This is a genomic window from Oceanobacillus sp. CF4.6, from assembly GCF_051262635.1.
In the GTDB taxonomy this organism is placed as follows: domain Bacteria; phylum Bacillota; class Bacilli; order Bacillales; family Amphibacillaceae; genus Oceanobacillus.
Genome location: NZ_JBIMEX010000010.1, coordinates 52795 through 72090 on the forward strand (window position 1 = coordinate 52795; position 19296 = coordinate 72090).

At 38.1% G+C, this 19296-nt stretch carries 16 protein-coding genes and 2 pseudogenes; 9 read left to right on the plus strand and 9 right to left on the minus strand.

Features of this window, described 5'->3' with window-relative positions; translation table 11 throughout:
- Positions 1-9 precede the first annotated feature (9 nt).
- The 5 genes from dhaK to ACHABU_RS14940 are packed head-to-tail and all read right to left on the minus strand — an operon-like array spanning position 10 to position 4772.
- Positions 10-1011 (minus strand): dihydroxyacetone kinase subunit DhaK, encoded by a 1002-nt coding sequence (gene dhaK, locus ACHABU_RS14920; RefSeq protein WP_435765733.1) that lies wholly within the window; start codon positions 1009-1011, stop codon positions 10-12.
- Between the two features lie 60 nt (positions 1012-1071).
- On the minus strand, positions 1072-1977 hold the full coding sequence (locus ACHABU_RS14925; protein WP_435765734.1) for a dihydrodipicolinate synthase family protein: 906 nt from the start codon (positions 1975-1977) through the stop codon (positions 1072-1074).
- A 23-nt stretch (positions 1978-2000) separates the two neighbouring features.
- Complete coding sequence (locus ACHABU_RS14930; RefSeq protein WP_435765735.1) at positions 2001-3011, minus strand: C-terminal binding protein; 1011 nt, start codon at positions 3009-3011, stop codon at positions 2001-2003.
- Between the two features lie 37 nt (positions 3012-3048).
- Positions 3049-3948 carry a sugar phosphate isomerase/epimerase family protein gene (locus tag ACHABU_RS14935; RefSeq protein ID WP_435765736.1) on the minus strand — a complete coding sequence of 300 codons (900 nt, stop codon included), beginning with the start codon at positions 3946-3948 and terminating at the stop codon, positions 3049-3051.
- A 2-nt stretch (positions 3949-3950) separates the two neighbouring features.
- Positions 3951-4772: a sugar phosphate isomerase/epimerase family protein gene (locus ACHABU_RS14940; protein ID WP_435765737.1), complete on the minus strand. Its 822-nt coding sequence runs from the start codon at positions 4770-4772 to the stop codon at positions 3951-3953.
- A gap of 457 nt (positions 4773-5229) precedes the next feature.
- On the opposite strand from ACHABU_RS14940, the pseudogene ACHABU_RS14945 reads away from it, so the two are divergent.
- The 4 genes and pseudogenes from ACHABU_RS14945 (at position 5230) to ACHABU_RS14960 (ending at position 7411) form a co-directional block, all read left to right on the plus strand.
- Positions 5230-5547: pseudogene (locus ACHABU_RS14945) on the plus strand (DUF6710 family protein).
- 339 nt (positions 5548-5886) lie between these two features.
- Entirely contained in the window at positions 5887-6096 is a 210-nt protein-coding gene (locus ACHABU_RS14950) for a hypothetical protein (protein ID WP_435765738.1), read from the plus strand.
- 44 nt (positions 6097-6140) lie between these two features.
- Complete coding sequence (locus tag ACHABU_RS14955; protein WP_435765739.1) at positions 6141-6470, plus strand: hypothetical protein; 330 nt, start codon at positions 6141-6143, stop codon at positions 6468-6470.
- Positions 6471-7165: 695 nt separating this feature from the next.
- Positions 7166-7411, plus strand: coding sequence for a hypothetical protein (locus ACHABU_RS14960; protein WP_435765740.1), 246 nt, complete (start codon positions 7166-7168; stop codon positions 7409-7411).
- 75 nt (positions 7412-7486) lie between these two features.
- Here the strand turns inward: ACHABU_RS14960 and ACHABU_RS14965 are convergent, their stop codons facing one another.
- The gene (locus tag ACHABU_RS14965) at positions 7487-8431 is read right to left on the minus strand and encodes a ParB N-terminal domain-containing protein (RefSeq protein WP_435765741.1); all 945 of its coding nucleotides are present in this window, start codon (positions 8429-8431) and stop codon (positions 7487-7489) included.
- A gap of 89 nt (positions 8432-8520) precedes the next feature.
- Between ACHABU_RS14965 and ACHABU_RS14970 the strand changes: the two genes are divergently transcribed.
- From ACHABU_RS14970 to ACHABU_RS14980, 3 genes and pseudogenes are all read left to right on the plus strand, one after another.
- Positions 8521-9066, plus strand: a complete 546-nt coding sequence (locus tag ACHABU_RS14970) for a Panacea domain-containing protein (RefSeq protein WP_435765742.1) — start codon at positions 8521-8523, stop codon at positions 9064-9066.
- Between the two features lie 124 nt (positions 9067-9190).
- Positions 9191-9469 (plus strand): annotated as a pseudogene (locus ACHABU_RS14975) (glycine betaine ABC transporter substrate-binding protein); the annotation flags it as partial.
- A 585-nt stretch (positions 9470-10054) separates the two neighbouring features.
- Entirely contained in the window at positions 10055-13444 is a 3390-nt protein-coding gene (locus ACHABU_RS14980; RefSeq protein WP_435765743.1) for a phosphodiester glycosidase family protein, read from the plus strand.
- Between the two features lie 466 nt (positions 13445-13910).
- Here the strand turns inward: ACHABU_RS14980 and ACHABU_RS14985 are convergent, their stop codons facing one another.
- The 3 genes from ACHABU_RS14985 to ACHABU_RS14995 all read right to left on the minus strand — a co-directional run bounded on the left by ACHABU_RS14985 (position 13911) and on the right by ACHABU_RS14995 (position 17631).
- Positions 13911-15086, minus strand: a complete 1176-nt coding sequence (locus tag ACHABU_RS14985; protein ID WP_435765744.1) for an amidohydrolase — start codon at positions 15084-15086, stop codon at positions 13911-13913.
- Positions 15079-16314, minus strand: a complete 1236-nt coding sequence (locus tag ACHABU_RS14990; RefSeq protein ID WP_435765745.1) for a Zn-dependent hydrolase — start codon at positions 16312-16314, stop codon at positions 15079-15081. Before ACHABU_RS14990 ends, ACHABU_RS14985 begins: the two co-directional genes overlap by 8 nt.
- A gap of 126 nt (positions 16315-16440) precedes the next feature.
- Entirely contained in the window at positions 16441-17631 is a 1191-nt protein-coding gene (locus tag ACHABU_RS14995; protein WP_435765746.1) for a hypothetical protein, read from the minus strand.
- A gap of 461 nt (positions 17632-18092) precedes the next feature.
- On the opposite strand from ACHABU_RS14995, the gene ACHABU_RS15000 reads away from it, so the two are divergent.
- Both ACHABU_RS15000 and galU read left to right on the plus strand, forming a co-directional pair.
- The gene (locus tag ACHABU_RS15000; protein WP_435765747.1) at positions 18093-18233 is read left to right on the plus strand and encodes a hypothetical protein; all 141 of its coding nucleotides are present in this window, start codon (positions 18093-18095) and stop codon (positions 18231-18233) included.
- A gap of 63 nt (positions 18234-18296) precedes the next feature.
- Positions 18297-19184, plus strand: coding sequence for a UTP--glucose-1-phosphate uridylyltransferase GalU (gene galU, locus ACHABU_RS15005; RefSeq protein WP_435765748.1), 888 nt, complete (start codon positions 18297-18299; stop codon positions 19182-19184).
- Positions 19185-19296: the final 112 nt, after the last annotated feature.

The following is a 19296-nucleotide window of genomic DNA, read 5'->3' on the forward strand; positions in this document are numbered from 1 at the left end:
AATTCTCCTTTATTTCTGTACGAACATTGGTGTATTAACTGGATGGTCGACTAATTTTTTTGTTTCATCATCAAGTTTCGTTAACGTAATGGATGCTCCACCCATTTCAAGGGAGGTGATGTAATCTCCTACATAGGAACGGTATATTTTAATACCTTTTTCACTTAGCACTTGCTCCACACGACGGAACATTATATAAAGTTCCATTCGAGGAGTGGATCCTAACCCATTGACAAGAACAGCTACTTCGTCTCCTTCATTTATTTCCATATCTTCGAAAATTGGTTCCAATAGTTGATCTGTAACATTATCGGCTGTGTCTAAAGGAGCTTTTCGAATTCCCGGTTCTCCGTGGTGTCCTAAACCAATTTCCATTTCATCGTCACCTATTTCAAAACTTGGTTCCCCTGTTTGTGGCAAGGAACAAGGAGTTAAACCAACACCCATGGAACGAGTATTATCGTTTGTTTTACGTGCGACATCTGCCACTTCTTTTAATTTATATCCTAAGTCAGCTGCTGCTCCAGCCATTTTATAAACGAAAAATTCTCCAGCAATCCCACGGCGTTTTTCTTTTTCTTCTTTTGGTGCAGATGCAACATCATCAGAAGCAAGCGCCATTTCTACTTCAATATCTTCCATTTCCGCCATCTCTGCAGCCATTCCGAAGTTCATCACGTCACCTGCATAGTTCCCGTATAGGTAAACGACACCCGCACCTTTATCTATCGCTTTTGTCACTTCTAAAATTGGCGCTGGGGGTGGAGAAGCAAAAATATTCCCAACAGCTACACCGTCGGCCATCCCTTCTCCAACATAACCCATGAATGCTGGCTCATGACCTGAACCACCACCAATTAAAATAGCAACTTTTCCTTCTTCTTTCGGTTTTGCTGAAACTAATGCACGATCATTTTCTTCCAAACGCTTTATATATTCTGGATGGGCTTTTACATAACCATCAATCATTTCTTCAACGACATTTTTCTTATCATTGATCAGCTTTTTCATTCAGGCACACTCCTTGTGATAGTATTAATTAAGTGTCAAGCTCCAGTACTTTCGCTTCTCTTAAAGTAAATCTGCTGTTTTTAAAATTTCTATTAATTGCTCTTTTTTTTCAGTGCTCAACTCACGGGTTGGAGGTAACACGTATGTGGAGATATCTAGACCTCTCAACTTCATCGCTTCTTTGATTACCCCAATAAATGGTGAGTCCAAGTTGTACACTTTTGGCAGACCTGCTATTTTACGGTGCAACTTTACAGCTTGTTCTAAATCATTTTCCCGGAAAGCCTTATAGAGTTCGACGGCAATTTCTGGAGCGAAGTTTACACTTGCACAGATTGCCCCATCCCCACCAAGGGTTAATGTATTGAATAGATGGTTATCAAATCCTGCGAAAACAGTAAAGTCTGGGTACTTACTTTTCACCGTAGAAATCATGCTTTCGATATGAGCAATGGAATCAATCGTTTCTTTAATTCCAATAATATTTTCATATTTATCCACTAATTTCAACACAAATTCAGGAGATAAATCTTGGCCTGTTAAAGTAGGGAAATTATAAAGCAAAATTGGTAGTTCAATAGATTCTGCAATTTCTGCGTAATGAGCAAATAAATTCTCTTCCGTTAGTGTCCAGTAATACGGATTAATTACAACGACACCATCTGCACCGACTTTTTCTGCATGTTGGCTCAAACTTACAGCTTCTTTTGTACTTGAACTTCCCGTACCAATCAAAACAGGAACTCTTCCAGCAACATAATTGGTCGTAAATTCGGCAATTTCCTTGCGAAGTTCCACTGACATTTGTGAAAATTCCCCACCACTACCAAGGGAAAATAGTCCATCCACTTTTGCATCAATTAAAAAGTCGATTACCGTCGCCATCCCTTTTTCATCTAGATTTCCATCCGTATCAAGAATGATTGATACAGGTGGAATGATCCCATGAAAATTTGTTTTGATCATTATAAACTCTCCCCATTCTCCTGTTAGAATTTATATTCTTCTCTCATTTCAAAGGCTTTTAAATCTACTTTCTCTTGTAGACCTTTATTTACTAAGTATTTTGGATATTGTCCATATACGAGTACGTCAATTATTCCAAGAGCAGTTTTTGAACGCATTTCTTCAGCAGATTCTTCGGAATACCCAGCCATATGAGGTGTAAGTATGACATTATCCATAGACAAGAAAGGATGATTGCGATCAATGGGTTCGTTTTCAACTACGTCAAGTCCTACTGCAGATACGGTACCATTATGTAATGCTTCTAGTAATGCTTCTTCATCTACTACAGGTCCTCTCGCAGTATTCACAAGGTAGACGCCTTTTTTCATCAAGTTGAATTGTTCTTTACCAATCATGCCTTTCGTTGAATTTGTAAGAGGAGCATGAACAGAAATAACATCTGCTCTTTCGCATAATTCTTCTAATGATACAAGCTCAACTTCATGGTCTTTGGCCACTTCTTCTGGTAAGAAAGGATCCGCAACGACAATCTTCAATCCAAGTATTTTTACTTTTTCTGCTAATCTTCTTGGTATGTTACCAAATCCAACCAACCCTATTGTCAACTTACTTAATCGTCGAATTGGCTTTGTTGTATTAACATCCCAAACATCATTTTTTACTGTTTGATTGGCAAATGGAATTTTACGTAGAAGACTCATGATTAATGCAAGTGCATGGTCTGATACTTCATTTATTCCATAGTCTGGTACGTTCCCTATACAAATTCCTTTTTCTGTTGCAGCATCTAAATCAATGGTGTCTAGACCAACACCATATCTAGTGATGATTTTACATTTTTCTAATGATTCGATTACTCGACGGGAAATTGGTGCATATAGATTGATGATTCCATCTGCTTCACGACAAACCTCGATAACTTCATCTTCTGTTTTACATTGATGAATTTCTAATTCAATCCCATCGTGAGCGAGTACTTTCTTTTCGTATGTTAAATTTGGATATTCATGATCTGTAATTACAACTTTCATTGTGTTCGCCACCTTAAGTAAATTTTATTTATAAAAACTACCGAACAGCCAGACCTTGTAATGCCTCAGCAAGGATGATCCTTAAGTTCAATTCATTTTTTATACAGTTTTCTTTGTCGACTTTCCCACGGACCTCAGCTGTAACACGTAGCCCATTTTCTGCTTGAATACCAAGCTCGTCCGCCTTTTGTAAAATTGCACTGATTTTCTCCCCTGTTAAAAATCCTGGTTCGCCGATTTCCATATGAAAATCACCATACAATTTACTTGTCGTATCTAGAACCGCATTGGAAAAGTGAATCTGATGAATGAGGTCTTTCCCTTTTTCCAACGCTTCGAAAATATCTTCCCCATTTAATGCTGCATGGGCTGTATCAAAAGCAATCCCTACATTTCCATAATCTTTTTGAACCCTTGTTAGTAAATCTACTGTTTCATAGGTTTTTCCAATGATTCGCTTTTTATGAGCAAAACGGTCAAGTGGTTCAATTAATAGATTCATATTATATTCTTTCGCTGCCTCGGCAATTTCACATAAACTCTCGTAAAGCCCTTCGATTCCTTCAGCCCAGCGTTCAGGACCAGGGTCATCACCGGTTACAAGGGCAATATTTTTTGCCCCAATCTCAGCAGCTAAAGGTAAGCTTTCTTTGACTGTCTTTACCGTTTTTTTCCGAAGTGCAGTATCCAAAGAAGAAACATCTAGGTTGTTTTCCTCGATTAAAAAGGTAAGCCATTGTGTAACATCAATTCCATTTTTCTCTGTAACTGCTAGGATTCGTTTTCTTTCTTTTTCATCAAATCCATCTCCTAGCTCAACAGATTTGTAAAAGTTTGCTTCTACAATGCTTTCTAGTAAATTAGCATTGAAGTTCCTTTCTCTTTTAATAGGATGAAAGACTTCAGGAACGAGTAATGAAGGGATAAAATGTGTCACCGTTACTCTCCTTTAACGATTGGGTATAGATTTTCTTCTACATATTTACCAATCTCTGCAATCGTTTCAGTCGTTTGGGTTTGGGCTTCTGGTGTTTCTTCTTCCACAACAAGCCAGCCATCATAGCCATAATCTTTTAGAACTTGAACACACTGAGGAATATCAATATCCCCTTCGCCCATCTTCTTCCACTCTTGATGCTTCGAAGCATCTTTGAAATGAACATGCTTAATTAGCGGAAGTGATTCTTTAATAATTTCGACAGGGTCCATTCCTCCAAAAATAATATGACCAACATCCGGAGTGTAGCCCATATATTTAGGGTCTAATCCGTCAAATAAAACATCATAGTCTTCTTTGAATCTCCAATAAGAAGTTTCATAGGAAATTGGGTGGAAAGAAGTCACAATTCCATTTTCATATGCTCGTTTCCCTAATTCATTAGCACCCTTAATAATCTCTTTTTGTCTTTGCAAGAGATTGTCACGGTTCTGTCCTACACGAGAAGGTATATTTAAAATTGCACCTGGGAAGTGCTTAATATAATCAAAGTAATAATCTTGTAATTCTCTTTCCTTTTCAGAGGATTTTCCACCATCAAATGCATGTGGCAATGTTAAAGCTGCTAGTTTCAAACCTCTTTTATCCAATTCCTCTTTGAAGCGGTTTGGTTCATTTTTATATCTACCTAATAGTGCAACTTGCATATCTAGACCAGTAAAACCGCCTTGTTTTACATCGTCCATAATTTTATCCATTATATCCGCTTCAATATCGTAATTTAGTACCCATGTCGATCCTTGGCATCCAAATTCCATTACCATCAATTCGTCCTCCTATATATAAATCGATTTATGAAAATTATTTGTAATCGTTTTCACGGTATTATATATTTATAGTAGCATTTATTTTCATTTTGTCAATAAATTTTATCAAATTCTTCTAATTGTAATCTTTTTATCTATAATAGATAACAAACGAAAGTAAATAATAAAATGGGAAATAAAGGTGACAGGCACTTTCAGGCGTTGCTAGCATCCTTTCACTTCTTCCACCATTAACGGTAGGGTATTTTGAGAGAGCTGGCAATCCTTTTTTATTTGTGCAACCTTCTAACATTTTGGTTGCAATACTCTGTACTTTTATTATGCATTAAACACCTATCCCAACTCATAAACATTATTTGAAGGGGGGGACGTTAATTTGTTCTTTAAAAATTAAGAAGAAAAAGGAGAAAAGTGTAAAACAACGTATAGATGATATCCAAGTCATGATTTAGTTTTGCCGTGGTCATGGAGAGCCTCACGATTGGTTAATTGTATTGCCCAAATTGGTGAAGGGAGAGCAAATGACCCATGGAGACAAGATTAAAATTATAATGTAAATGTATGGTTGCCGATGGGTATCGCATGAGTTTATGGAGGAAATCACTCCATTTCAACAGGGATACTTCAAGGGGAAGGTAGTATTAGGCCTGAAGCCATTTATGATATAAGTGCTGTGTATGATTATGTGGATTGTGATGGTGTTAATTATTATCGTAAAGAGGACGGCTTTTTAATTTCACCAGTCAAAAATGCTGAAATGTTAAAACTCTGAAAGTTGTTTCTTATTGGCACTTGATCTTACTTGCCTGTTGTGTTAATCCCTAGATTTTTGTAGAGGTTTTATGTTGAATGGAATTATTAGAATTATAAAAGCTGTTAGCATTATGTTCTTAAATGAAGCCATTAATCTAGCAGTTTTTTTTATATTTTCACACTTTACAAATAGGAACAAACGTTCTATAATTACTATGTTGCTACTAACTATATTAAAGAAAGCAGCATGGGTTTTTGAGGGATGATAACTTTTATTCCCGCAAAGTCCACAAACGATATGTAAATAAAAAGAGCTCATCTATAAAGCGATGCTTTTTAGATGAAGGGGGGATAACCAATGGAAAAGGACAAAGTAACATTTGAAGAATTTTTCAAGCAGAATGAACGCAGAATTCATTACCACATTAATAAATTGCAGCTAAGAGATCCACATCAAGAATTTTATCAAAATGGTTTAGTTGCCATGTGGAATGCTTACAAGAGACATACCAACCAGACAAAGGACCACTCGCAACCTACTTCAACTATATCATCCGCAACCGTTTAATAGATTTGATACGTAATGAAACAAGAGAGTTAGAAAATCAGGAAATGTTAATACAAAAACTTACTACAAAGCATGCAGATAATAAAACGTATAAGAATGGAGAATCTATTTCTCCGTACATGCAGGTTTTAGCGGAAGATTCTTTGGTGGATGACGCAGACTTATGGGAGGAAGTGAGAAGGTTATTGACCAAGAATCAATGGAAATGGGTGAAATATTTCATTATAGAAGACATGCCCTTGAAGGAAATTGCCGAACAGGAAGGGGTAACGACCGATGCGGTGAAGAGCTGGGGGAGGGAAGTTAGGAAGAAGCTGATGAGAGAAGGGATTGGGGAATTAGTATCGAGAGATGAGGATTTATTTGGTTCCTGATTAAAAATGGGATGTCTTTGAAGGGACACGGGGATACTAGGTACCGTGTCCTAGAAAAGGACGAGTATAAACGAATATATCCAACAGGTTAATAAGGTCGATATTGATTTTGGACTTGATCTATTTTCACCAGATAGAAATAAAGCAATTCAATTGTATATTGAATACATACATCAACCTAATGATGATCAATGCCTAGGGGATACAGTCAAAGTTAGAAAATCGGATAACGAAGTAAGGGAATTTTTATTTCAATTAGGGATTTCAAATAAAAGCACCCTACAGCAAATGGACAAATTAAATAGAAATGAAATATTAACAAAACTTAAGGCGATGAAAGGTGTGTCGCTGAGACAGCTTTCGAGGATAACAGGAATATCTAAGAGTGTTATTCAGCGAGTTGATTGACGGGAAGGGGGAATTTTACTTCAACCTGATGAGAAGGCCTACCAAGCGAATTGGTTGGAGGTGTATTTGGGTTAGTGTTGTACTCTATCCCCTAGTAAAACTGGGATTAGACTCCCGCTGCTTAAAATCGGTAAGTGCAAGTTTGTTGGTGAAGGTGTTGGAGAGCTAGTAAATTTTCAATTACAATATTTTGGACATATAAATTAGTTTACAATTCTAAGCATTGAGTTTTTCTCTTCATGATATAAGAAGTTATAATATTCAAAACTATAAACGAGGGCTAAACCATGGATAAAAGAGTGAATGTTAGAAAAAAATATGACGGTGAATTAATGAAAATTAGAAATAAGCTTAATCAGCTTGAAAAGGGTAGGATTTATGATTTAACTAACGCACAGATGGATAGTTACCTTTCAACAAATATTGAACAGCTAAGAGAAATAATTGAAGATTTAATTTACAAAATTGAGTACGATGAAGAATCAATTAATGAGAAATCAAGAAAATCTTTTGATAGATTTCATGCGGAATAAGGCTTATACATGCACATTAATAGGTGTGAAAAATGTTTAAAATGTAAAAGTGAATCTAAGATTTAACCTCACTTCTTAATGACTTAAATGATCACGATCAGTATCCTGATCCTTTTTTAAGAACCCAGGTGGGAATTCTGCCCATTTTATAGGCATACCTAACCTTTCGACTAACAAGACTAATTTTTTATAAAGGTTATTTCTGTTCCTTACTGACAAGTGTTTAGTGAAATTTCCTATGAAAATGGCAAGCAATCGATCTAATAATTTATCAACAAAGTGATATACATATTGGTGGACTGACTGAGTATAGGATTCCTTTAGGCTCTTTTCATAAATAACCTCATTAGATTTTTGATTATCTTTCATACTATTAATTATCTCATCCAAAGAATCACGTTGACCTTCTGCAGTTAGATTTCTAAAAGTTGCGTTTTTAGTATGTTTGTTTATTTTTTTGACATCCTCTCCAGTAATTTTCCTATCTGTATAGAGACCTTTAAGGTAGTCTAAATTTTCACCTTTTAAGTGACCCATCTTAACGATATCTATTGCCCCTTGAATTCCTGCACCTGCTTTCTCGCATTCGTTTAACCATTCCTGGTCAACATTAGATCCTTTTAAATATTTTTTTATAGTTGCAGGTGTTACGTTACATAAACGTACAATTTCTTTTACTTCAACCTCCTGCTCTTTCAAATCTTTTATCATTTGATGCAGTTCATACCCTGTACGTTTCTTATGATGCAACTCAGACTTTAATCTTTTTATAATGCGAATGGACTTAGATGTTTCGGTATCTATTGTACATTCTGCAGTTGGTTGATTTATATGAATAAGAGCAGCATACCTTCTGTACCCTTCAACAAGGATTAACGCACCATTATTTTGCTTTTCGACCCTTAATGGAACCAATAATCCATTTGCTTTTATATCTAGGGCTAGAGCCATATCAAAATCACTTTTACGATATGAATCTTCAACTTGAATTTCTTTTAATAATACTTTCTGTCTAGTCATGCTGTATCATCCCCGTCATTTTTTAATATCTTATTCGACGTGGAGATTGTCCTATTACCAAATTTAAAGCATATGAAGAAGGACATAGGTTGGTCAAACTTTGCCATTTTTATCAGTATCTTATCGATTCAATTCATGCTAGTTATGTGGATTTTGAAGATAAGATGACTACCGGCAATTTAGAGCTTAATTTAAATAAAGTTATTGAGATGATTAATTATCTTTCTGAAAAGGTAAATAGTCTTCACAAAGTTAAGCTTATGAAAATGCTTTGGTACTCAAATATTTTATTCTTTAAAAGAAAAGAGAAATCAATAAGTGGCCTTGTCTATAGTGCACTTCCAATGGGGGCTGCTCCGGAAGGCTACGAACAAATCGTACTATTAAATGGTGTTCAGTTTGAGACTCTTCAATATGGCGAAAAAATTGGATATAAGTTTAAGCCTTCACCTGGGTTTGAAGTTACAGAATTGACAGAAGATGAAATTCAAGCATTGGACGATGTAATTTCACTGGTCGGTAATTTGAGCACTGACGAAATAATTCATAAGATGCATGAAGAAGAAGCCTATAAATCTACGCCAAGTAATAGCCCGATACTGTATTCATTTGCAAAAGATTTATCAATTGATTAATAAGGCTAAAGCAATGACTTACCTTGATGCTTTATATAATAGAAAAAACTAATGTTCAATAAGTTTGAAACTCAGCTCATTAACTAATTGGTGATGGGCCTTTTTATTTACTAATTATGATACAGAAATTTCATCAACGAATGTAGTTGCTCATGTTCTTGAAGAATTGGGCTACAATGTTGAATTGACAGCGCTAGATATGGGTATCGCATTTGAAAGTCTTTCTGTAGGTGAAATAGATGGGATGTTAATCGCCTGGCTCCCTGTAGGTGCAGCTTCCTATTATGAAGAATATAAGGATGAGATTGTTGACTTAGGACCCAATTTGGAAGGTGCCCAACAAGGTTTTGTCGTGCCAGAATATATGGATATAGACAGTGTTGAGGAATTGCCAACTAAATAAAGAAGGGGACAAAAATGCTAGAAACTACTTAAAAGGATTAGTGTTAAAATGTAGAAGATGAATGAGCAAGTGACAAGGGGGAGGAACCTTCTATCTTGTAGATAAATACCACGCTATTTCTTCAATCGGAAAACGAAGAAATAGCTGGTATTTATTGTATAATTAAAACCTAATCATCTAAGTTCTCCATTAACTTCGAGTCATGCTTAAGCTACAGTTTTCCCCGTAATAACAACATCACCCCATGAAACATTGATAATATATTCTTTACATTTCAATATAAACTTCTCTATTCCTAAGGGAGCTGTATTTATAAGAGTAGGAGGAAGTGCCTTTTTTTTGCGATAAATATATCATTTCTAATGCTAAAGGAATAATTCATCGTAACTAGTACAAAAGTCACTACCAAGTCCACTTATAGTAAATATTTCCCAATCTTTTATCCTATAAATATTCATAAAATTCCATAATCTATTTAACAAATATTTGATAGTATTAAAGATAGATATATAGAGAGGAGGATGACGTTTACCCATCAAAGATAGCACAGGACTTGTTTAAATAGAATAATTTGGAGGGTTCATCTTGAAGAAAAAATGGATAAGTAGTTTGTTAGTGTTGTTAATTGTCATTTCAACCTTTATTCCAGCAGTAAATGCTGAGACTAATCCAATAGGGGATAATCGTTCTGCATCATCGAATAAAACAGAGCCGATTATCACAGTAGGACCAAACGGAAAGACACTTTTATCCGAAGAGGAGACAACTTCGATTGGGCCCGGAATTGAACTGGCTCAATTTGAACGGTTTGATGCCCGTGGATGGCTAAATGGGGAAGTCATGACGATTGATTTATCAAATGAAGCTGTTTCAACTGATCTTCTTTTTCCAGGAGTTATTAGTGATGCCAAACCGGTATCTGAAATGGCAAAGGAAACTGGAGCGGTAGCCGGTGTGAATGGGGACTTTTTTGATATTAATAATACCAAAGCTCCTTCAGGCTCGATGATTCAAAGCGGCAAATTGTTAAAAGGACCACAAGGGTCACATACTTTAACTGCTGGAGTTAATCAAGATGGTTTCGGTATGATAACAAATATTTTATTGGAAGGCACAGTGCAACTTCCAACGGGTCAAATTGCGCTTGGTGCATTGAACCAATCAAGCATACCAGCGGGTGGCATAGGTCTTTATACTTCCGTATGGGGAGATGCGCAGCGAGCAAATAGTGGAAGTCGTGTATATGAAGTTCTTATCCGTGGCGGAAAAGTGGCTGAGGTTTCAAATCAGATTGGACAAGGGGTAATTGCTGAAGATACGTTTGTTCTCGTTGGACGTGAAACAGGCGCAGATAAATTGGAAGAGCTATCTGTTGGTGATGAAGTTCTTGTCGAATATGCTCCAAAAGTAGATGGGGATTCTTTAATGAATTTTGCCATAGGTGGTAATATCAAGTTAGTTGAAAAAGGAAAAGTCCCAGCAAATTTAGATGATAGTCTGACGGCGCCCAGGACAGCAGTTGGTCTTTCAGAAGATGGGAAAACGATGATTCTCGCGCTCGTCGATGGGCGGCAAATAAATAGTCGGGGAATGACTTACCAAGAGTTGGGAGAATTAATGAAGGAATATGGTGCATATCAAGCGTTAAATATTGATGGCGGCGGGTCTTCTACAATGGTTGCTCGGATGCCAGGTGAAGCGGATGCAAAAGTGGTCAATCAACCATCGGATGGGACGGAGCGCTATGTACCGAATGGAATTGGAATTTTTGCTGAAGCTGGAAGCGGACAATTAACTAATTTTGCAGTTGATACGGTCGTGGATAATGAAAATAGCTTTCGCGTATTTCCTAAATTAAGCAGAAGCTTTGTAGGTCTTGGACACGATGAAAATTATTCTCCTGTAGATGTAGAAGGGGTAAGCTGGCAGGCACTTCCTGCAGATGTTGGTTCCTTTGATGGTAATGGAGTTTTTTATGCGAAAAAATCAGGGTCTGCCGTAGCCGAAGCACAAATTAGATCGGCAAAAGGAACGAAGGAGATTACGGTGCTAGGGGAACTGGACAGAATTGAAACGTCCGAATCTTACCTTGGTCTTGAAATGGGTAAGAATGGCAGTTTTTCAGTTATTGGTTATGATAAAAACGGCTACGCTGCGCCCATTGAAGCACGTGATATGGAAATAAGCTATGATGAATCAGTTATTTCCGTAGAGGAAAATCAGAATGGTACGTTTACAGTTGTACCCAAACAGGACGGGAAATCAGCAGTTATATCGGTTAATGTCCTAGATAAAACGGTCGCACTACCTGTAACCATTGGATTGGAAAGGATGCTGGTTTCCGATTTTGAAGAAACTAGTAAATGGCGATTTTCTTCTGCACGTGGAGCAGGAAGTCTAGGAACAGCAGCCGGACTTGAAGGAAATGGATTACAAGTGAATTATGATTTCACAATGTCAACGGGAACACGGACAGCAAATGCCCATCCCGTTTCAACAACGCTACTCCCGGGTGAGCCGAAAAAAATTGGGATGTCTGTAAAAGGTGAAGGAAACGGTGAATGGATGTCGTTTACATTACGTGATGCAGCCGGATCGTACTATTATCTTTATGGTCCATATGTTAATTGGACAGGATGGGAATATGTTGAAATGCCAATCCCTGAAGGTGTGCAATATCCACTTGAGTTACGAACAATTGGGGCCATTGAGACAAGCAGGAATGAGCAGTACACTGGTCAATTGGTTTATGATAATTTAGTTGTTGATGTACCACCAACTGTTGATTTTCCTGAACAAGGGAAGTCTAATACAACTGATCCATTAATTATTCAAAATGATTCGATTGGAGAAGATCGATGGAAGTTTGCTGTACTGTCAGACACTCAGTTTGTTGCAAGTTCACCAAATAGCCGGCAAGCACAAATGGCGAGAGAATCATTACAGCAGATTGTTGCGGAAGATCCAGAATTTCTAGTTATCAATGGGGATCTTGTGGATACGGCATGGGAAGAAGATTTTGCATTTGCAAAACAAGTATTGGAAGAAGAAGTTGGAGATGCATTCCCAATCTATTATATTCCTGGTAACCATGAAATTGCAGGGCCTGGAACATTAGATAATTTTAAGGATGCTTTTGGAGAAAACCGCTATAGCTTCGATCACAATGGAACACGATTTGTCTTGTTAGATTCTTCAAAAGGAAGCTTTAGAGCAAGTGATTTTGACCAATTAATTGAGTTTAAAGAATCATTAAATGACGCGACTTCGGATCCATCCATTAACAATGTCGTTGTTATTGGGCATCATCCTACGAGAGATCCGCTGCCAACGAAAAACAGCCAACTTGCTGATCAAAAGGAAGCAAAGTTAATTGAAAATTGGTTGACAGATTTCCGTGATGATTCGAAAGGAAAAGGTGTCATGTACATTAGTGGTCATGCCCACATGGTTCAACTTGAACGTGTTGAAGGCGTGCCATATATGGTGACAGGTTCAGCTGGTAAAGCACCATACGGAACACCAGATAATGGTGGATTCTATGCTTGGACAATGTTTGGTGTTGACCCTACACCAGTTCCAGAAAAAGCATTTGGTCCAGAGAAAGCAGCTGCACAGAGCGATGTAAGTAAGACTGAATGGATTCAATCAGAGATTCGTCCAATCTTGGAATCAATCTCGGTTGATGCCCCAGAAACCGTTAAATCCGGTGAAACAGTCAATATTTCTGCCACTGGACACCAGGCAGGAAACCTGAACTTCCCATTGTACTATCCAGCAGCTGTCATATGGAAAGGCAGTGATAACGTATTTATCGGCACGGGCGAGGAACTTGAACGAGCCAAAAATCCGAATAAATATGATGCTGTATTTAACCCTGCTACAGAAGAGCTGATTGCACTTGCACCGGGTGAAATCACCTTGCAAGTATCATCGAATCAGGAAGAAGCTGAAGTGGGTATGGTGATAGAGTAATTTAATTGTTTTAAAGAGCCTTGTAGAGTGCAGGGGGGGACAAAGGGTGCAGTTTAAAGGCACCGCGTCCCGAAATATTTCCGTGGATAAGACTGAGTGTTCGACACACTTGGTCTTTTTTTACCCTAAAAATACAAAAGTGAACTATAGCATTTATACAATGTCATTGCATTATTGCCTAATAAACTACTTTCACAACATCTGTCCGATCACCTGTATACGGAATACCAGTTTCTGCCACCTGCCCCCGCTGCGCTAAAATGTTATATTAGCAAAACTATTAGGAATGAAAGGTGTGTCGCTATAGACAGTAATTAGGGATAACAGGAATATCTAAGGAGTGTTTTTCAGCGAGTTAATTGACGAAGGGAGAATTTCCTTTCTACCTGATAGGATAGATGGAAGACCTGCCAAGCCAATTCGTGTAGATGTATTTGGGACAAGGTTGTGCCCTTGTCCCACTATCTTACTTATTCAAATAAGCCCATGCGTATTGTGCGTATAATTCAGCTCCTGTTAGTAGGGCGTCTTCGTCAATATTGAATTTCCCATGATGGTGTGCCCATTCTGTATCTTTTTCTGGATTTCCACTACCGACTAATGCAAAGCTTCCAGGTGCTTGTTCTAAGAAGAAACTAAAATCTTCTGCTCCCATAGTTGGCTTTTGATCATAGACGACGTCTTCACCAAAGGCTTCTGTGGCAATCTGCTGAACGAGGTGAGCACTTTTTGTTTCATTAATTACTGCATCGGTTCCTCGATTGTAGGTTACTTTTGCATTTGCGCCATAAAGACTCGCCACTGTCTTCGCATAGTGCTCTAACTCTCTTTCCACATGATCTCTCGTTTTACTGTCAAAGGTACGGACTGTTCCATCAATGATCGCATTTTCTGCAATCACATTAAATCTTGTCCCAACTTCCATTTTTCCAATCGTCAGCACTGCTGGTTCAAGAGGATCAATGGTTCTAGATACAACGGATTGCACATTCACGACGAAGGAAGAAGCAACGACTGCTGCATCAATCGTATCTTGTGGTATTGCACCATGGCCACCTCTTCCAGTAAATTCTATCTTGAAAATATCTGCTGCTGCGAATGCTGGACCTGGATTACACACGATCTTATTTGTTGGGGTTTGTGACCATATATGAATACCGAATACATTATCAACCCCGTCCATTGCACCTTGTTTAACCATTTCTTTGGCACCTTGTGCTACTTCTTCAGCTGGTTGAAATATAAGCCTGACCGTTCCAGGGATTTCATCTTTCACTTGATGCAATGCCTTTGCTGCAAATAGAAGCATGGAGGTGTGTGCATCATGTCCACACGCATGCATTTTCCCTTCGAATTTAGAAGTGTAGGCTAAATCTTGATTCATTTCCTGAACAAATAGTGCGTCCATATCCCCGCGAAGTGCAACCGTTCCTCCTGGTTGCCCCCCCTTAATTTCTGCGATCACGCCGGTAGGATCTGTTCTTCGGTAATCGATACCTAGTTGGTCTAACTGTTCACAAATAAATGCAGTCGTATTTTCTTCTTCCCACGATAGTTCTGGTTCACTGTGTAATTTTCTGCGTGTAGCGATTAATTCTTCTTCATGTTCCGTGATATATGCTTTGATTGCTTCGTTAATCATCAAGATCGTCCTCCGTTAATTTTTTTGCTGTTTCAAATAAGATGTCTACCCCTTGAGCTAAATGTTCTAGATCAGACCATTCCTCTGGACAATGGCTCAATCCATCTTTACTTGGAATAAAGATAAGTCCCGCTTCCGTAAAATCCGAAAAGACCATCGCATCATGACCAGCTCCGCTTTGCATCGGAATATAGGAAATCCCTAATTTTTCAGTGGATTCTTTTAGTGAAGAACGGACCGCTTTACTTAATTCTTTCGGTTGTACATACATTTGCTGCTGGATAGAAATGTTCATATCATTCTTTTGATGTGCTGCAATGAGCGCTTTTACTTTTTTTATGACTCCTTGAATAGATGCTTCTTCACCGGAGCGAAGATCAATCGTAAAGATGACTTTTTGTGGAATAACATTGGCACCATTCGGATATACAGCAAACTTACCAGTTGTAATGACGGTACCATTCTGTTCATCTTGTACAAGTTTTGGCAGCTCGGAAACAAGGCTTGACGCTGTAATTAATGCGTCTGAACGGCGATCCATCGGTGTTGTACCCGCATGGCCTGCTTTTCCTTCTACTATCACTTCTAATTGGGTCAATCCGACAATAGTGTCGACAACGCCAATTGAAATATTCGCTTCTTCCAAAATCGGCCCTTGTTCAATGTGTAATTCTAAAAATGCCTTCATCGTTTCTTGCTCACGATGTTTAGGAAGTGTTGGATCTAATCCTGCCTGATGCATGGCTTCTACAACAGAGATTCCATCACTATCACGAATGGTATGGAAATCTTCCTCATCAATCAATCCATTCATCCCACGGGAACCCATCAAACCTCCATCAAAACGGGAACCTTCTTCCTCGATCATCGCGACCACTTCTAATGGATATACCGGTTTGATTTGCTGTTCATGAAATAAAGCTGCAACTTCAAGCCCTGCGATCACACCTGCAGGACCGTCAAAATTGCCACCATGTGGGACGCTGTCAAAATGAGAACCAACCAGAACACTAGGAGCAAATTCTCGCGTTCCTTCCAACTTTCCGAAAATATTACCAAGGCCATCCTCTCTTACTGTTAAACCGTATTGTTCCATTTTTTCTTTAATATACGTACGGGTTTTCACGTCTTCGGGACTATAGGAAAATCGAGTCATTCCCATATCTGGTGTTGCGGTAAACTTACTAAATGTTTTAAAATGATGTTTGATTCTCTCTTTATTTGCCAACTCAATCACGCCTCCTCTATATTAAAAAGCTTATACCCGGGCTTTGGAAAATGGAAAAAATCGAGTAAGTGTACTTACCCGATTGATCCCTAAATCCGCAGAGCAGATCTTAATTCTAATCTATCCTTACTGCAAGAATGTGACAAAGGTCCCAGCAAGGATAACAGATACAATGGTTACGGTAATAAATCCACCGACTAACATTGGTGGCAGCATATGACCTAGCAGTGCTGCTCTCTCTTTTTCATCACTTGTCATCGATTCTACCACTTCATTCGTAATAATATAATCGGCTGGGAATCCATATAAAGCGGTTAGGGATACAGCATATGCCATTTCTTTACTAACTTTTAAGACCTTTCCCATAATCCAGGAGAAAATATACATTCCTATCATACCTATAATGATCGTACCTATCAATAAACCTAGAATTTCAAGCAGCATATTTGGGGTAGCATCTTTTAACCCATCAAAAATAAATAGCAATAAAACCATTATCGTAAAGCCAAATCCATTGGCCTTTTCAAGAACGCGCGGTTCTAAAAAGCCAATACTTGCAGCAATAACACCAAATAGTAAACAAAGCACGTATGGATGAATCGTTACCATTGGTTCCACTAACACGGAAGCGAGATAAGCCAAATAGGCAACGACGGATAATCTAAAAAACTTAAAGAAATTAGTGTTGTATTTTTCAGGTAATTTCTTAAATAATTTTAGTTCACGTTCCTTGGCAGCTTCAGGTTCCTCGGTTGACGCTTCAACTGTTATTTCACCATTACGATATTTCTTCAGGTAATTTTTCCCTTCTCTTTTTAACATGATAGAGGTTAAAGGGTAACCAACGAACCCTTGCACAACATAAATAACAATTGCAAAAACAGATAAACTGGTAAGTCCTGCTACCTGAGCTCCCTCAGACATAATGAGTGCCGATACAATACCACCTACCAAAGGAGGAACGGCGACAATCATTGCTTCATTACCAAATATCATTGTTCCTATAGTAAGTAATAATACAGCTGCTCCACTAATACCGGCCAGTGCAATTATAATGGTTTTCCATTGTTTTTTTAATTCTTTCAGTGAAAGCATTGTACCCATATTTGTAATGAGCAAGAAAATCGCCATGGTCACCACTACAGATGGAATACCAGCAATTTCCACAATATCTTTCGGGAAGAACGTCCAATACCCAATGATGAAAAGAACTGCACTAACAAATACAGATGGTATCCAAGCTTTCGTACGTATCGACACTGCATCTCCTATAAATAAAATAGCAGTTAATAATAGTAGAGCTAACATTTGAGACATTTATCATACCTTCTTTCTGCAAATTTCGACATTTATATTAAAAACATAAGGATTATTATAAACAGTTTCCTTACAGAATTCAATGACAATTTAAGGGGTAAGGGGATAGTTACCAAGAGGACCGCGGGGACAGGTTTACTGGACCAACCGCCAACAAGCTAATAATCAGGTGCCTGACCCCCGCCGCTTTAAAGCGTTAAAGTGATTTTGTTGAGAAGGGATTTATGTAATGTGATAAGAGTATGGGCAAGTTAGGTGGAGAGATATAATAATGTGTATTCCTTCGCTTGATGCCTTCTATATTCTACATTTCTAATTTATATCATCCCTACTTAAGCTTAAATTTAGTCAGTAAATTATTTTATTATTGTAAAGTGACAGTCTTCGACAAAAGTTGACTGTCTTTTGTGGTATTGTACAATAGAACAAAATAGATAAAGAGAGTCAGAGGCGAGCAATTGATGAGTGAAAAAGATAAACTACAAAAAATGTTGAAAAGAGTTATTGAAGAGACAGAGAACAACACAATGCATTCAGCAAAAGAAGTCATACAATCTTTAATTACTGAAATAACCATGAATACAAGTCCACAGGGAAAGTAAACGGAAGTATGCATTAAATCGTCCCCGTATTATCGTAGTAATGCTTTTACTGGAGGTGTTTCCATGCAGAAGATTAGAAAGGCTATTATCCCAGCAGCAGGACTAGGAACTCGATTTCTTCCTGCAACTAAGGCAATGCCAAAAGAAATGCTGCCAATCGTCGATAGACCTACGATTGAGTACATTGTGGAAGAGGCGATCGCATCAGGGATAGAAGATATCATAATTGTAACGGGTAAAGGGAAACGAGCGATTGAAGACCATTTTGATATTAACTTTGAATTGGAGGAAAATCTTGCTCGAAAAGAAAAGTTTGAGTTACTAGAAAAAATTAGACCCTCCTCAGAAGTAGAAATACACTACATACGCCAGAAAGAACCGAAAGGACTTGGGCATGCGGTTTGGTGTGCAAGGAAGTTTATCGGTGATGAACCCTTTGCAGTATTATTAGGTGATGACATCGTCCAAGCAGAAAAGCCTTGTCTAAAACAGTTAATCGACCAATATGATGAAACACATTCATCTGTGATTGGTGTACAACAAGTTCCTGACGCAGAAACCCATCGTTATGGAATTATCGATCCCAAGGTAATCGAGGGTAGTCGTTATCAAGTGAACGGTTTTGTTGAAAAACCAGAGCAAGGGACCGCACCATCGAATTTAGCGATTATTGGACGTTACATTTTAACTCCAGAGATTTTCCGATTTCTTGATAAGCAAGAAATGGGTTTAGGAGGGGAAATCCAGCTAACGGATGCGATTCATCATTTAAATGAGATTCAGAATGTATATGCCTATGCCTTTGATGGCAAAAGATATGATGTTGGGGACAAGCTAGGATTTATTCGAACAACGATAGAGTTTGCATTAAAGAATGAAGAAATAGGGAAAGAAGTGGAAACGATATTGAGAGAGTTGCTGGGTGAGAAGGAAGGTTTGCTGAGAGATTAAGCTAATGAAGGATGCAAAGGCCCACGGGAACAGGTTTATTGGACCACCAACAAGCTTATTTTGTTGGTCCAGTGTTCCTGTCCCTCTGTCCCATGCCTATCCCTCTGTCCCA

Excerpts from the sequence above, each read along its gene's own strand:
- ACHABU_RS14985 (WP_435765744.1), bottom strand. The coding sequence starts at position 15,086 with ATGATTAACGAAGCAATCAAAGCATATATCACGGAACATGAAGAAGAA.
- ACHABU_RS14925 (WP_435765734.1), bottom strand. The coding sequence starts at position 1,977 with ATGATCAAAACAAATTTTCATGGGATCATTCCACCTGTATCAATCATT.
- galU (WP_435765748.1), top strand. The coding sequence starts at position 18,297 with ATGCAGAAGATTAGAAAGGCTATTATCCCAGCAGCAGGACTAGGAACT.
- ACHABU_RS14930 (WP_435765735.1), bottom strand. The coding sequence starts at position 3,011 with ATGAAAGTTGTAATTACAGATCATGAATATCCAAATTTAACATACGAA.
- ACHABU_RS15000 (WP_435765747.1), top strand. The coding sequence starts at position 18,093 with ATGAGTGAAAAAGATAAACTACAAAAAATGTTGAAAAGAGTTATTGAA.
- ACHABU_RS14955 (WP_435765739.1), top strand. The coding sequence starts at position 6,141 with ATGTTAATACAAAAACTTACTACAAAGCATGCAGATAATAAAACGTAT.
- ACHABU_RS14950 (WP_435765738.1), top strand. The coding sequence starts at position 5,887 with ATGGAAAAGGACAAAGTAACATTTGAAGAATTTTTCAAGCAGAATGAA.
- dhaK (WP_435765733.1), bottom strand. The coding sequence starts at position 1,011 with ATGAAAAAGCTGATCAATGATAAGAAAAATGTCGTTGAAGAAATGATT.
- ACHABU_RS14940 (WP_435765737.1), bottom strand. The coding sequence starts at position 4,772 with ATGGTAATGGAATTTGGATGCCAAGGATCGACATGGGTACTAAATTAC.
- ACHABU_RS14965 (WP_435765741.1), bottom strand. The coding sequence starts at position 8,431 with ATGACTAGACAGAAAGTATTATTAAAAGAAATTCAAGTTGAAGATTCA.
- ACHABU_RS14995 (WP_435765746.1), bottom strand. The coding sequence starts at position 17,631 with ATGTCTCAAATGTTAGCTCTACTATTATTAACTGCTATTTTATTTATA.
- ACHABU_RS14960 (WP_435765740.1), top strand. The coding sequence starts at position 7,166 with ATGGATAAAAGAGTGAATGTTAGAAAAAAATATGACGGTGAATTAATG.